Origin of the sequence: Burkholderia sp. BCC0398 (assembly GCF_902833245.1) — a bacterium.
Classification (GTDB): Bacteria; Pseudomonadota; Gammaproteobacteria; order Burkholderiales; family Burkholderiaceae; genus Burkholderia; species Burkholderia sola.
Map to the genome: position 1 here is coordinate 14315 of NZ_CADFEM010000005.1, position 13295 is coordinate 27609.

14 protein-coding genes are annotated in these 13295 nt (G+C 62.3%); 8 read left to right on the forward strand and 6 right to left on the reverse strand.

What is annotated here, in order from left to right:
• The first annotated feature begins 35 nt into the window (after positions 1 to 35).
• The 3 genes from HWX76_RS11895 to HWX76_RS11905 are packed head-to-tail and all read left to right on the forward strand — an operon-like array spanning position 36 to position 2679.
• A complete protein-coding gene (locus tag HWX76_RS11895) occupies positions 36 to 830 on the forward strand; it encodes an enoyl-CoA hydratase/isomerase family protein (protein ID WP_012337301.1) in 795 nt (264 codons plus the stop codon).
• 55 nt (positions 831 to 885) lie between these two features.
• On the forward strand, positions 886 to 1665 hold the full coding sequence (locus HWX76_RS11900; RefSeq protein WP_012337302.1) for an SDR family oxidoreductase: 780 nt from the start codon (positions 886 to 888) through the stop codon (positions 1663 to 1665).
• Between the two features lie 21 nt (positions 1666 to 1686).
• The gene (locus tag HWX76_RS11905; RefSeq protein WP_012337303.1) at positions 1687 to 2679 is read left to right on the forward strand and encodes a nitronate monooxygenase; all 993 of its coding nucleotides are present in this window, start codon (positions 1687 to 1689) and stop codon (positions 2677 to 2679) included.
• 86 nt (positions 2680 to 2765) lie between these two features.
• Here HWX76_RS11905 and HWX76_RS11910 read toward each other — a convergent pair whose 3' ends face one another.
• The 6 genes from HWX76_RS11910 to HWX76_RS11935 all read right to left on the reverse strand — a co-directional run bounded on the left by HWX76_RS11910 (position 2766) and on the right by HWX76_RS11935 (position 8774).
• A complete protein-coding gene (locus HWX76_RS11910) occupies positions 2766 to 3905 on the reverse strand; it encodes a LuxR C-terminal-related transcriptional regulator (protein ID WP_012337304.1) in 1140 nt (379 codons plus the stop codon).
• Between the two features lie 300 nt (positions 3906 to 4205).
• Positions 4206 to 4982, reverse strand: a complete 777-nt coding sequence (locus HWX76_RS11915; RefSeq protein WP_012337305.1) for an enoyl-CoA hydratase-related protein — start codon at positions 4980 to 4982, stop codon at positions 4206 to 4208.
• 43 nt (positions 4983 to 5025) lie between these two features.
• Positions 5026 to 5790 carry a glucose 1-dehydrogenase gene (locus tag HWX76_RS11920; RefSeq protein ID WP_012337306.1) on the reverse strand — a complete coding sequence of 255 codons (765 nt, stop codon included), beginning with the start codon at positions 5788 to 5790 and terminating at the stop codon, positions 5026 to 5028.
• Between the two features lie 38 nt (positions 5791 to 5828).
• Positions 5829 to 7082: a CoA transferase gene (locus HWX76_RS11925; RefSeq protein WP_012337307.1), complete on the reverse strand. Its 1254-nt coding sequence runs from the start codon at positions 7080 to 7082 to the stop codon at positions 5829 to 5831.
• Between the two features lie 2 nt (positions 7083 to 7084).
• Positions 7085 to 7561, reverse strand: a complete 477-nt coding sequence (locus HWX76_RS11930) for a MaoC/PaaZ C-terminal domain-containing protein (RefSeq protein WP_012337308.1) — start codon at positions 7559 to 7561, stop codon at positions 7085 to 7087.
• A gap of 31 nt (positions 7562 to 7592) precedes the next feature.
• Complete coding sequence (locus HWX76_RS11935; RefSeq protein WP_176015851.1) at positions 7593 to 8774, reverse strand: acyl-CoA dehydrogenase family protein; 1182 nt, start codon at positions 8772 to 8774, stop codon at positions 7593 to 7595.
• Positions 8775 to 9152: 378 nt separating this feature from the next.
• Here HWX76_RS11935 and HWX76_RS11940 point away from each other — a divergent pair, with 378 nt between their 5' ends.
• From HWX76_RS11940 to HWX76_RS11960, 5 genes are all read left to right on the forward strand, one after another.
• Positions 9153 to 9518 carry an OB-fold domain-containing protein gene (locus HWX76_RS11940; protein WP_012337310.1) on the forward strand — a complete coding sequence of 122 codons (366 nt, stop codon included), beginning with the start codon at positions 9153 to 9155 and terminating at the stop codon, positions 9516 to 9518.
• 60 nt (positions 9519 to 9578) lie between these two features.
• Positions 9579 to 10730 (forward strand): thiolase, encoded by a 1152-nt coding sequence (locus tag HWX76_RS11945; protein ID WP_012337311.1) that lies wholly within the window; start codon positions 9579 to 9581, stop codon positions 10728 to 10730.
• 92 nt (positions 10731 to 10822) lie between these two features.
• Complete coding sequence (locus tag HWX76_RS11950; protein ID WP_012337312.1) at positions 10823 to 11623, forward strand: enoyl-CoA hydratase/isomerase family protein; 801 nt, start codon at positions 10823 to 10825, stop codon at positions 11621 to 11623.
• A gap of 11 nt (positions 11624 to 11634) precedes the next feature.
• Positions 11635 to 12441: an enoyl-CoA hydratase/isomerase family protein gene (locus tag HWX76_RS11955; RefSeq protein WP_012337313.1), complete on the forward strand. Its 807-nt coding sequence runs from the start codon at positions 11635 to 11637 to the stop codon at positions 12439 to 12441.
• 17 nt (positions 12442 to 12458) lie between these two features.
• Entirely contained in the window at positions 12459 to 13274 is an 816-nt protein-coding gene (locus tag HWX76_RS11960; RefSeq protein WP_012337314.1) for an enoyl-CoA hydratase/isomerase family protein, read from the forward strand.
• Positions 13275 to 13295: the final 21 nt, after the last annotated feature.

Sequence of the window (13295 nt, forward strand, 5' to 3'; positions counted from 1 at the left end):
TCATCCAGCGACTTCGCCCCAAGTTGGCTACCAACATGACAAATCTCTACGGCCTTCCAGACGATATTCAGGTGAAAGCCGACGGCGGCTTGCGCATCATCACGCTCAACCGGCCGGCCGATCTGAACGCATCGACATCGGAGATGCTTTTCAGCTATCCGAAGCTATTCGCCGCGCTCGCTGAAGATGCCGATGCACGCGTGGCCATTTTCACCGGCGCGGGGCGGGCATTCAGCGCGGGCGGAGACATGAACCACTTCGTCAAGACGCTCGACGACGCTGATTTTGCCCGGCGCGTTCAAGAGAACGCGCGCCAGACCATACACGGTTTCATCGACGTACCGATCCCGATCATCGCGGCAGTCAACGGCCCCGCGGTGGGTTGGGGCGCGACGATGGCTACGCTGTGCGACATCGTGCTGATGTCCGAGAAGGCGTTTCTGGCCGAGCCGCATATCAACATCGGTCTCGTCGTCGGCGATGGAATTTCCGTGGCGTGGCCGCTCTACACGAGCCTTCTGCGGGCGAAGGAGCTGATCTTCACCGGCGATCGCATCACTGCGCACCAGGCGGTTGAATACGGCCTCGCCAATCGCGTCGTGGAGCCCGGAAAGCTGATGGACGAGGCGTTGGCGCTGGCCGAAAAACTGCTCAAACAACCGCGTCAAGCGCTGCGCGAAACCAAGAAACTGATGAATCTTCACCTTCATCGCAGCGCGGCGCAGATGCTCGATACGCCGCTTGCGCGGCAACTTGCTGCGACGCTCAGCAACGAGCATCACGAGATCGCATCGGCTTTCATCGCCCAGCAGAAACGCAACAAGGACTGATTCTGCCCGGCGATCCTTTTTCATCGGCACACCGCCAATTTTGTGTGGAGTACACATGCGCTCTTCGCTTTTCGACTTGACTGACAAGGTCGCCATCGTCACCGGATCGAGTCGTGGCATCGGGTACGCCAGCGCGCTCGGCATGGCCGAGCATGGTGCGAAAGTCGTTATTTCGGGCCGCAATGGCGACGTCTGCGAAACTGCCGCGCAAGCGATCAACGAAAGGATCGGCAGCCGCGCGGCCATGCCGTTTGCCTGCAACATCGGGCGGAAGGCAGAGCTGCAAAATCTCGTGGATGCAGCGAACGGCGAGTGGGGCAGAGTCGATATCGTGATGGCCAATGCAGCAATTCATCCGTGGGTCGGGTCCGTCCTCGACCTGCAGGACGAGACGTTCAACAAGTTCATGCAGGTCAACGTGCAGAGCAATATCTGGCTCGCTCAGATGACCATGCCCGGCATGATCGAGCGCGGCTATGGCCGCTTCATTTCTGTAGCCTCGGTGGTCGGCCTGTTCGGCGACCCCGTGACGGGAACGTATGGGCTCACCAAGGCCGCGGACATGCAACTGGTGCGAAATCTCGCGACTGAATTCGCCGCGAAGGGCATCACGGCCAACTGCATCGCGCCCGGAACCTTCAAGACCGAAATGGCGCGTTCGCAATGGGAGGATGACGCGATGGTCGAGTGGTACCGTGGCCGCAATCCTTCGCAACGCTTCGGCGAGGTTGAGGAGATCGCCGGGCTTGCCGTCCTGCTGGCTTCACCGTCGGGTGGCTATATCAACGGTCAGACGATCGCGGTGGACGGCGGCCACACGATCTCGTTTCGCTAACCTGAACCAGGAGTCGGCAACGTGCGCCCCCAGATGCTCAAGACGCGAATTACCGATCTGCTCGGCATTCGTCACCCCATTCTTTGCGGCGGTCTCGGGCCGCGGGTGTCAGACGCCCGATATGTTGCCGCCGTCGTCAACGCGGGCGGAATGGGGTTCATTGTCGGTGCCGGCTTTCCCGATGCTGACGAATTTCGCGACGAGTTGCGCACCTGTCGAGAACTCAGCGGCGCGAAGCGATTTGGCGTCAATCTCTACATATCGCGGCAAGCGGGCGGCATGGAGCGTGTCAAGCAACAGATCCGCATTCTGATCGAAGAGGGCGTCGTTTGCGTCGAGACGGCCGGCGCGAGCCCGGAAGCGATCGTACCGCTACTGAAGGAAGCGGGCGTCAAGGTTCTGCACAAGGTGCCCGCCGTGCGCTACGCGCATACGGCGATGCGCATGGGTGTCGACGGTGTGATCGTCGTCGGTAACGAATGCGGCGGCCATCCCGGCATCTATCAGATCGGCAGCATCGTTCAGGCCGCGCAGGCGCCGCGGGAAATTGACTTGCCCGTGGTGATAGGCGGCGGCATCGGTACCGGGCGGCAACTCGCGGGTGTTCTGGCGATGGGGGGCGATGCTGTCATCATGGGCACGCGCATGCTGGTTGCCGAGGAGCTGTGGATTCATCCGGATGTCAAGGCGAAGGTCGTTGAGGGCGACGGCAGCGAGAGCGTCGTGGTCAAGTCGGCGATTCGTGATCACCACCGCGTGCTGCGCAACGAGAGCGCCGAGGCGGTTCTGGAACTCGATCGCGCGCAGGTGACCGAGTTTGAGCGCTTCCGTCCCCACGTGATGGGCGCGCTTGCACACGAGGCGTACGTGACCGGCGACACCCGCAAGGGCATGATCGACTACGGCCATGCGGCGGTCTTTGCCGATGCGGTCAGGAGCGTCGAGGCAATCTTCGACGAGATGATCGACGACGCGGTGGCATCTGCGAATCGGCTCAACAAGCTCATGACATAGACGGCGTCATGGCGAAGATCGAGCGCCGCGGAATCGGGATCATTGGACAGTCCCTGATTTCATCGCCGTGAGCGCGACCCCTACCATTAGGCCGCGAGGGTTGCGACGCTGGTGAGGATAAGACGGACGAGATCCGCCTGTCGTCGGGCGCCTGTCTTGGCGAAGATCTGCTTGGAGTAGGTCCGGACGGTTTGCTCGGTCAGGCCAAGGGCCTGGGCGGCCTCGACCAGCGTACGTCCATGGCAAAGCTGCACGGCCAACTCCGCCTCCGTGCGCGAAAGCCCGAGCAGGGCCATCAGCTGGCGTTCGGGCGCCGTCCGTTCCATACGCGAGTCGCTGATGTGAACGGCGAGCGCAGGCGCGCTGTTGCTGATGCAACGTAATGGCCCGTCGACGCTGCGTACCAGCAACCCCAAATGCGGATGCCGCGGAAGCCGCATCGCGCGGCAGAACGTGCGGGCCCCGGCAGCCAGGCCCGACTGGATCAGTGCCTCGAACTCCTTGTTGGCCTCGCCCGAGGCAATTTGCAGCTGCTCACCGCGGATGGTGAGAACCGGATTTTCCGCCATGACGCGGGTGGCAACGTCATCGACATCGATCACCTTGGTGAGGCGGTCGAGGATGATGGTACCGATCGCAAAGTGGTTGACGGCATCCCGGTAGACGCTGCGCTCGATCTCCTTTCTCGTCAGCGTCGCGAACAGTTTGAGGGCGCTGGTCAAATGCGGAGCGATTGCGCGAATCAGTGCGCTTTCTTCATCGGCGAACGGCGGCGCGGGCTCCTTGCGAGCCACGCTCAACCATGCACGCATTCCGCCCGGCTCGGCCACGTACAGGATGATCATGCGGTCCATACCGGCGGGCTGCAGAAATTCTCGATAGAACCGGTCACCCGCTGCGCCAGCGCTGGCCAGCAGATCCTCGAGCAGATAGTGCTCACCGGGCTGCATCGCGAGGTAGGGAAGTGGGTCGAGCTTTGCGTAGGCATCCTGATAGCGCCGCCCGTGAGGCGAGCAATCCCAGTCGGCGTCCTCGATACCGATGATTTCCGCCGGCGCGGGCGCCACACCGTGGAAGGCCAGATTTGCATAGCCGCATTGCAGGCGCCGTCTGATCTCGCGCAGAAATATGCGCCATGGTTCGGGTTCCAGCGGGCCTTCATATATCAGGCGCAGCAATGCGTCGTAGTCTGCGCTCGGCTGCGCAGGATCGTGGATCGGGTCCATAGCTTTCCTTCGAGCGCGTACACATTGCCTCCCATATGGGAATGTCAACCGCGCGCCGGTTAGGCCAATATCGGAAGCATCAACACGGGTATCAATAACAGAAAGACGGCACGTGCACCGATCAGTTGCCGCGCAACCAGGACCGGATGGACATTCGGACCGCCGGCGGCGCGGAATAGGGCGCGCCGCGGTCTCCCCGCGTGATCTGCCCGTGCGTCGGGATCGCTGCACGAGCACAAGGTTTGAAATGCGTTGGGATGGCGACGGGTTACCCACCTGTCGCCATGTTGTTGCCTTATCTTATTTCACGTACTTGCGGAACTCCGGCTTGCGCTTTTCGCGGAACGCATTGCCGCCTTCCTTCGACTCGTCCGTGTCGTAATACATCGCGAGCGCCTGCATCGCGAACGCGCCGATGCCGCGAATATTCTCGGTGTCGATATTGAACGAGCGTTTTGCCAGCGCAATGGCGGTGGGGCTCATCTGCAGAATCTCGTCGCACCACTTCTTCGTTTCCGCATCGAGTTGCTCGGGCGGCACGGCCGCATTGATGAGGCCCCAGTCGAGCGCTTCCTTGGCACTGTATTTCCGGCACAGATACCAGATTTCGCGCGCGCGCTTCTCGCCGATGATGCGTGCGAGGTACGCGGTGCCGAAACCCGGATCGACCGAGCCGACCTTCGGGCCGACCTGACCGAAGATCGCGGTTTCCGACGCAATGGCGAGGTCGCAGATCGTCACGAGGACGTTGCCGCCGCCGATCGCGTAGCCATTGACACGTGCGATGACCGGCTTCGGAATGTCGCGGATGATGCTTTGCAGTTCCTCGATCGGCAGACCCACGGTGCCGCGCCCGTTGTAGCCGTCGCCGGACTGGTCACCACCCGTGCAGAACGCCTTTTCGCCCGCACCCGTGAGCACCACGACGCCGATATCCTTGTTCCATCCGGCGAGACCGAAGGCCTTGATGAGTTCTTCGCAGGTATTGGCGTTGAATGCGTTGTAGACGCTGGGGCGATTGATGGTGATCGTCGCGACACCATCCGCCTCCTTGTAGATAATGTCCTTGAATTCCATGTCGTATTCCGATGTGGGTTGTTGAAGAGGTCCGACGCGATGATTAGCCGGCCATCGTCAGACCGCCGGAGACGCTGATGACTTGGCCGCTGATGAAAGCGGCGTCGTCGCTTGCGAGGAAGGCCACCGCGCCGGGGATGTCGCCAGGCTCGCCCATCCGGCCGAACGGTACGGCCTTGACGAGCGCGGCCTTGATGCGCTCGCCTTTCTCGCCTTGCGCGAGATTGTCGAGCAGCGGGGTGGCGGTGGGGCCGGGGCAGACGACGTTGACGGGAATCTGCTGGCGGGCCATCTCGCGCGCCATCGTCTTCGTGAATGCGATCAGGCCGCCTTTGCAGAACGAGTACACCGCTTCCATCGAAGAGCCCACGCGCCCGGCATCCGACGAAATGTTGACGACGCGGCCACGACCGCGTTCGGCCATGCGCCGCAGCACGGCATGGTGCATGTTCAGCGGACCGTACAGATTGATCGCAACGACTTTGTCCCAGAACGGTTTCTCGGTTTGCAGGAAGAAAGCCCCCATGTCCCAGCCGGCGTTGTTGACGAGAACGTCGATCGGACCAAGTTCCTCCTCGACTTTTGCTACTGCGGCATGCACGCCTTCGTGATCCGTGATGTCGACGCGGTACGCACGCGCCTTGCCCCCTGCCGCCTCGATTTCCGCCGCGACACGCGCAGCGCCTTCTTCGTTCAGGTCGAACAGCGCGACCGTCGAGCCTTCCTCGCCGAATCGTTTGCTGATCGCGGTTCCGATCCCGCCCGCGGCGCCGGTGACGACGACGACCTTCTCCTTGAGCCCCTTCATTGATTCCCTCCGTGATGTGCGACGCGCATGCGCGCCAGTTAGTCTTTGCTCAACGCTTCGGTGGCGGTTTCGCTTTTTCCCGTGGCACGGGCAACGAGTGCGCTGGCTTCGCTTGCGCTATAGCCGGCCTCGATGAGCACTTCGATGCTGTGCTCGCCGAGATTCGGCGGCAGATAGCGAACGTTGCCGGGCGACTCGGAGAAGTGCACCGGGATCGACGTCATGACCATTTCACCCTCGGTCGGGTGGTCGACACGCTGAAAGAAGCCGGTCTCCTTGAGGTATGCATCGTGCATCAGGTCTTTGAGGTCGCGTACGGGGCCGTGCGGCACGTCCGCCGATGCGAAAATTGCATTCCATTCCGCCGTGGTCTTGTTGCGGATGGCATCGCCGACGATGCGGTACAGCTCGTTGATGTTGCGCATGCGCTCGGTCATGTGGCAGAAGCGCGGATCGTCGAGCAGGTGCGCCGCATCGATCGCGCATAGCACGCGGCGCCACTGATCGTTGTTTACCGCGAGCAAGCAGATGTGGCCGTCTTTCGTCGCATAGGGCCTGCGATACGGCGAAAACATGCGGGGATAGCCAAGACCCGTACCATCATTGGAGCCGAGCGCGCCTTCCCAAAGATGCTCGAAGAGATTGAACTGCAGCATCGTCTCGAACATCGGCACGTGGACGAGTTGACCGACGCCGGTGCGCTCACGATGGAAAAGCGCCATGCTGATCGACGACGCCAGCACGTAACCGCAGAACTTGTCGACGATCACCGTAGGGAAATAGCGCGGTGAGCCGTCGATGTCGCGGTTCATCGCGGCAATGCCGCTTTCGCCCTGGATCACGTCATCGAACGCGGGGCGATCCTTGTAGGGGCCATCGATGCGGTAACCCGCGCCCGACGCGTACACGATGCGTGGATTTCGCGCGCGCACGGCTTCGTAGCCGATGCCGAGGCGCTCGGCCGCGCTCGGTCGCATGCTGTGCACGATGACATCGGCCGTCTCGACAAGCTTGAGCAGCGCTTCGCGGCACTCGGCCTGCTTCAGGTTCAGCACGATACTGCGCTTGTTGCGGTTCATGATCGTGTAGAACACGGCCATGTCAGGGTTATGGCCGGGGCCGTTCTTGCGGTTCTGATCGCCGTCGGGCGGTTCGATCTTGATGACATCCGCGCCCATGTCGCCGAGCAATTGCGTGGCGACCGGACCGAGCACGTTGATGGTCAGGTCGATCACGCGAACACCGGCTAACGGGCCCGTGGCCCGTTCAAGGGGTTGTTGTGGATTTTCCATGCTCAGGCCTTGTACTCTTTTCCCTTCACGAGCCTGAGCGGCGTGTACACCATCACTTCTTCGCCGTCCTGCTTGATCACGCGGTTACGCGTGCGTACGAGGCCAAGTCCGGGGCGCCCTTTGCTGGGTCGGCATTCGATGACTTCGCATTCGACATGAATCGTATCGCCGACATAGGTTGGACCCTTGATATCCAGCTCCATGTTCAGGAACGCGAAGCCGACGCCCTGCATGGTGGCCTGTGTGAGCAGCCCTTCCATGAGCGTAAACACGAGCGCGCCCGGCGCGACGCGACCCTTGATGGCGGACTGCTCCTTCAGGAACTCGGTGTTGGTGAACAGCACTTCCAGCATGCCGGTCACGGAAACGAAGTTCACGACGTCCGTTTCGGTAACGGTCCGGCCCACCGTCTTGAATTTGCGTCCGACGGGCAGATCCTCCCAGTGGATACCCAAACCAACCGTTTCAATTTCTTCCATTGCCTGTTCCTCGGTGATTGTCGCTCGCTCGTCAGCCTGGCTGTCGCTCTTGGTTCTTCCTGATACGGCCCAGCACGTTGTCCGCGACGATATTGCGCTGGATCTGGTTGGTGCCTTCGATGATCTGCACCACTTTCGCGTCGCGGAAATAACGGTTGATCGGATACTCGTTGGAGATGCCTGCCGCGCCGAACAACTGCACGGCGTCGGTCGCGACTTTCATCGCGACATCGGATGCGAACATCTTCGCCATCGCAGCCATTGGAGCGAGTTCACGTCCGCTCACACCCGCGTCGACCAGTGACGCGGTGCGATAGACGAGCTGGCGCGCGGCTTCGGTCTGCGTCACCATGTCGGCGATCATCCAGCGCACGCCCTGGAAGTCGCTGATGGCCTGGCCAAACGCGACGCGGTCCTGAATGAATTTGACGGCGTGATCGATCGCACCCTGTGCGATGCCGACCGCACGTGCCGCGACAATGGGGCGGCTGGTGTTGAGTGCTTCCATCGCCACCTTGAATCCCTGGCTGCCTTCCGGCCCGAGACGATCATCCGCACGGATGAAGGCGTCGTCGAAATAGAGCGGGCACGACGGCACGCCTCGCGCGCCCATCTTGTCTTCTTCGTTGCCGATGGTGAGGCCCGGTGTGTGGCGATCGACGATGAAGAGATTGATGCCCAGCGGCTGACCTTGCTCATCGAGCGTCTTCGCGGCGACGAGAATGAAGTCGGCAATATGCGAATTCGTGCACCAGATCTTCGAACCGTTCAGTACATAGCCGCCGTTCTTGCGACGCGCCGTGGTGCGGATGCCGGAGACGTCGGAGCCGCTTTGGGCTTCGGTAATGGAGAGTGCGCCACGCAAGTCGCCGCAAGCGAGACCAGGCAAAAGGCGTGCCTTCTGCTCTTCCGTGCCGCCTTCGAGAATGGCGCCAAAGGGCGTCCATTGCACGACCAGCAAATAGCCGGTGTTGTAGCAAACCCGCCCGAATTCCTCGACGGCGATACAGGCGGACATCACGCTGCCGGCCCCGCCATAGGCTTCCGGAAAGGGCAACGTGAAGAGGCCGAGCTCCTTCAGCAGTGCGAATATGTCGTGCGGATATTCGGCGGTGCGATCGATCTCGTCGGCGCGCGGCGCCACGCGCTCTCTCGCGACGCGACGGATGAGATCACGGATCTGTATCTGGTCGTCTGTCAGTTCGTATGTCACTTGGAGCTCTCTTGCTGGCGGTTTTCCGGGCCGGCCCCGGATTCGTCTTATGGCACGGGCAACCGTCGCCCTCGCCGTTCACAGCCGAATCATCCGGCGCCTTCATAATATCGAACAATGTTCGGTAAAGTAAACGACGTGGTTGGCAGCCGTCAAGCGCTGAAACCGCTCGGCGCGGGTTTGTACGAGGTGTGTACGGAATTTCGCTGCGATGTAGTGTCAGCCTTATGGGGCGGGGCGCGGCATGCGTTTGTAGCCGTTGACAGGGCGCCCATGGTGCGTTTAGTATTTAGAACAGTGTTCGGGTATATGTTCAATTTGGTCTGGCGAGGCGGCTCGATTCGACGGAGCCCGGCAAAACGATTGGAGGAGCGGGGAATGGAGTCTCTTTGTCCTGAAGTCGACTATCAGAAATTTCTGGCCGAGGGCCGCTTGATGATTCAGCGCAGCCAGAGCAGCGGCCGCTATGTGTTCTATCCGCGCGTTGCCGAGCCGGTGACCGGCGCGCGGGATCTCGAGTGGGTCGAAGCCTGCGGAAAGGGCACGGTTTATTCCACCACGGTCGTGCGCCAGAAGCCGCCCACGCCGAGCTACAACGTCGCCGTGATCGACCTGGAAGAAGGTGTGCGCATGCTGAGTTGCGTGGAGGGCATCGAGCCGGAGGCGGTGTGCATCGGCATGCCCGTGCAGGCGAAGATCGTCTACCGGGGGGATGCGGCGCTGCTCGTGTTCGAACCGGCCTGACGCCCGCTAACCTGCAACCGGCTATCAAGCGCCGGTCGCTTCTGATGAAAGGTAGATCGAATGGAATTCAACTTGCGCGGGCGTACTGCATTGGTGGCGGGCGCCACCTATGGGATCGGGGAAGCACCCGGCCTGTCGTCGATGGACCTTGCCGCGCGTGCGAGCGTCGATGCGCTGGCCCAGGTCGGACTCACGCCGGGCGATGTCGACGGGCTGTTCGTGTGCACGCCGGACGACATGCTCTCCGGCCTGACGTTTGCCGAATACCTCGGTATTAACCCGAAGTTCACCGACAACAACCGAAGCGGCGGCTCGGCCTTTGAAATATACGTGCACACGGCCGCCATGGCGCTGTGTACGGGCCAGATCGACGTCGCGTTGATCGCCTATGGGAGCAACCAGCGCAGCGCGGCGGGCAAACTCGTGCAGTCGTCGCGGCCTTCGCCGTGGGAGACCCCGTACAAACCGATGAATCCGGTGTCGTCGTATGCGCTTGCGGCGGCGCGACACATGCACCAGTTCGGCACGAAGCGCGAGCATCTGGCCGAGGTGGCGGTGGCGGCGCGCAAGTGGGCGCAACTCAATCCGGACGCATACATGCGCACGCCCTTGTCGATCGACGACGTGTTGGGTGCGCGTCTCGTATCCGACCCGCTTTCCGTACGCGATTGCTGCCTGGTGACGGATGGCGCGGCAGCTGTCGTCATGGTGCGTGCCGACCGCGCGCGCGACCTGACCGGCAAGCCGGTGTATCTGCTCGGCGCGGCCTCGGCCACCTCGCATCGCGAGATCGCGAGCATGCCGGATCTCACGGTGACCGCCGCGGCGCAATCGGGCCGGCGCGCCTATGAAATGGCGGGCGTGAACGCAAGCGATATCGACATTGCGATGCTTTACGACGCATTCACGATCAACACCATTCTGTTCCTTGAAGACTTGGGGTTTTGCCCCAAGGGGGAAGGTGGCCGCTTCGTGGCCGACGGCGCCATTGCGCCGGGCGGCCGGCTCGCGGTGAACACCAATGGCGGCGGCTTGTCCTGCGTTCATCCCGGCATGTATGGGCTGTTCCTGATCGAAGAGTCGATGCGGCAACTGACGGGCCGCGCCGGCGAGCGGCAGGTCTCCGGCGCGAAGCTGGCCATCGCGCACGGCAATGGCGGCGTACTCTCGAGCCAGGCCACGGTGATTCTCGGCACCGAGGAAACGCTTTAAGACAGGCTGCCCGTCAGGGCCGTTGCCAATAGCAGTGCATGAGATCGGAGCAAGCGCCAAAGCGCCAACTCCGATCGACAGGAGACAGACAGATGAGCGAAGAGACCGGCAGCGATGCGGCTGAGATCGTCCAGATCCGGCAGGACGGCGCAATTGCAATCGTCACACTGAACTATCCCCAGCGGCGCAACGCGTTTTCTCTGAAGATGCGCGAAGCGTTGTACGCGCAACTTTATCGCCTGATGCATCACGAAGAAAGCTGCCGTGCAATCGTATTGACCGGCGCAGGCAATACATTTTGCGCGGGCGGGGATATCTCGGAGATGCAGGCGCGCAAGGTGCTCGAATACCGACAGCGCAACGAGTTGCCACTCGATATCTTCAGACTGATGGTCGAAGGCCCGAAAGCGGTTGTCGCGGCTGTCGAAGGTTTCGCATTTGGTGCCGGACTCTCTCTCGCCGCGGCTTGCGACTACGTCGTTACATCGTCTGCTGCGCGATATGCGAGCGCGTTCGTCAAGGTCGGGTTGCTGCCCGATACCGGCCTTTACTGGTCGCTGTCGCAACGCGTGGGTGGAGGCCTCGCACGTGAGCTCATGCTGAGTGCACGGGAGTTCGACGGTGCCGAAGCCGGCGAGACAGGCTTTGCCAATCGGGTCGTCGAGCCCGGCGAGGCGTTGAACGCGGCATTGAAGGTGGCGCAGCAGTACGCGGAATTACCCTCGGTGGCCACCGCGTACCTGAAGGCCGCGCTCGCAACCGGCATCCGCACGCTCGACGAAGCCATCGAAGCCGAAGTCAACATGCAGCCCATCCTGCGCCGTAGCCGCGAACACCAGGAGGCCGTGAGCGCCTTCATGGAAAAGCGCAAGCCGGTCTTCGTGGCCGACTGAAGGGAACCAACATGAGCGAAAGACAAGCGGTAGAGACCGAACCGGCATCGCTGATCGAGGTGACCCGCGAGGGGCCGGTCGCGATCGTGACATTGAACAATCCGCGTCGCCGCAATGCGATGGGCCGCCATATGCGCCAGTTGCTGCGCGACACGATCCACCGCCTGATGATTGATGACCCTGAATCGCGTGCGATCGTCCTCACGGGTGCGGGCGAGCATTTTTGCGCGGGTGCGGACATCTCCGAGATGACGAAGCGCACGATCCTGCAAAGTCGCGAGATTCTGGCGGAATCGTGCGCGGTTGTGCGCGACATGCTGGCGGGGCCGAAGCCCGTCGTGGCGGCGGTGGAAGGCGTGGCCTTCGGCGCCGGACTGTCGCTCGCGGTAGCGACCGATTATGTGGTCGCGGCGTCGACCGCGCGCTTTTGCGCCGCGTTTCTGCGCGTCGGCCTGATTCCGGATACCGGCATTCTGTGGACCCTTCCGAAGCGCATCGGCATGGCCCGCGCGCGCGAGATGCTGTCGCTTGCCACGGAGATCGATGGCAATCAGGCCGCCGCGATCGATCTGGCAAACGAAGTGGTCGAGTCGGGCGCGACGCGCGCCAGGGCAATCGAAGTTGCACTGGGCCTCGCGGCATTGCCGCCGCTCGGCGTGGCGCTGCTCAAGGAATCGCTCACGAACGCAGCGACCACGATGGAAGGCGCGCTGCGAGCCGAGATCGACTATCAGCCGATTCTGCGTCGGTCGAAAGACCATCAGGCGGCCTGCAAGGCATTTATGGAAAAGACTCAGCCGGTCTTCACCGGTGAGTGAGCGCGGAGATCCAGCCGATGAGTAACGAGCAGAAGGAAACGGCCGCGGGTGCGGACGAGATCGTTCAGGTCCACCGTGAAGGGGACGTGACCGTCGTCACGATGAACTATCCCGAGCGACGCAATGCGTTCTCCATGAGGATGCGGCTGGCGCTGACCGATGTCTTTCAGCGGCTGATGAACGACGACCCGGACACGCGCGCCATCGTGCTGACGGGTGCCGGCGGTCATTTTTGCGCGGGAGGCGACCTGTCCGAAATGCATGGGAGCACGCCCCCGTTGCTGGCATTGCGGGAGCGCATCGCGGTGGGCGTGCGGCTCTTCAAGCTGATTTATACGGGCACGAAGCCCGTCGTCGCGGCAGTCGAAGGCTCCTGCTATGGAGCGGGCGTCTCGCTGGCGGCGGCATGCGACGTCGTGGTCAGCGCCGACACGGCGAAATACTCATGTGCGTTCGGCAAGGTCGGCCTGCTGCCAGATACCGGAATTCTGTGGACGCTGCCGCAAAAGGTAGGCGGCGGCAAGGCGCGTGAATTGATGCTCAAGGGCGACGTCATCGATGCAACCACGGCGCGGCGGATCGGCCTCGTCAGCGAGCTGAGCGCGAGCGGACACGCGCGCGATGCAGCGATCGCGGCCGCGGCCCGCTTTGCGAGCTATCCGCCGGTGACGCTGGCGCTCCTGAAGGCGAGCCTCGTCAATGCGGGCAACTCGATCGAGGACGCCTGCCGTCTGGAGACCGATCTCAACCCGCTGACGCGTCAAACCAGCGATCACGTCGAAGCCGTGAAGGCCTTCATGGAAAAACGCAAGCCGGTTTTCACGGGCGAGTGAAACCGCCGTTCCTTTTGCCTC

Coding starts and splice junctions, on each gene's coding strand:
- HWX76_RS11895 (WP_012337301.1), top strand. CDS start 36: ATGACAAATCTCTACGGCCTTCCAGACGATATTCAGGTGAAAGCCGAC.
- HWX76_RS11900 (WP_012337302.1), top strand. CDS start 886: ATGCGCTCTTCGCTTTTCGACTTGACTGACAAGGTCGCCATCGTCACC.
- HWX76_RS11910 (WP_012337304.1), bottom strand. CDS start 3,905: ATGGACCCGATCCACGATCCTGCGCAGCCGAGCGCAGACTACGACGCA.
- HWX76_RS11915 (WP_012337305.1), bottom strand. CDS start 4,982: ATGGAATTCAAGGACATTATCTACAAGGAGGCGGATGGTGTCGCGACG.
- HWX76_RS11920 (WP_012337306.1), bottom strand. CDS start 5,790: ATGAAGGGGCTCAAGGAGAAGGTCGTCGTCGTCACCGGCGCCGCGGGC.
- HWX76_RS11925 (WP_012337307.1), bottom strand. CDS start 7,082: ATGGAAAATCCACAACAACCCCTTGAACGGGCCACGGGCCCGTTAGCC.
- HWX76_RS11930 (WP_012337308.1), bottom strand. CDS start 7,561: ATGGAAGAAATTGAAACGGTTGGTTTGGGTATCCACTGGGAGGATCTG.
- HWX76_RS11940 (WP_012337310.1), top strand. CDS start 9,153: ATGGAGTCTCTTTGTCCTGAAGTCGACTATCAGAAATTTCTGGCCGAG.
- HWX76_RS11945 (WP_012337311.1), top strand. CDS start 9,579: ATGGAATTCAACTTGCGCGGGCGTACTGCATTGGTGGCGGGCGCCACC.
- HWX76_RS11950 (WP_012337312.1), top strand. CDS start 10,823: ATGAGCGAAGAGACCGGCAGCGATGCGGCTGAGATCGTCCAGATCCGG.
- HWX76_RS11955 (WP_012337313.1), top strand. CDS start 11,635: ATGAGCGAAAGACAAGCGGTAGAGACCGAACCGGCATCGCTGATCGAG.
- HWX76_RS11960 (WP_012337314.1), top strand. CDS start 12,459: ATGAGTAACGAGCAGAAGGAAACGGCCGCGGGTGCGGACGAGATCGTT.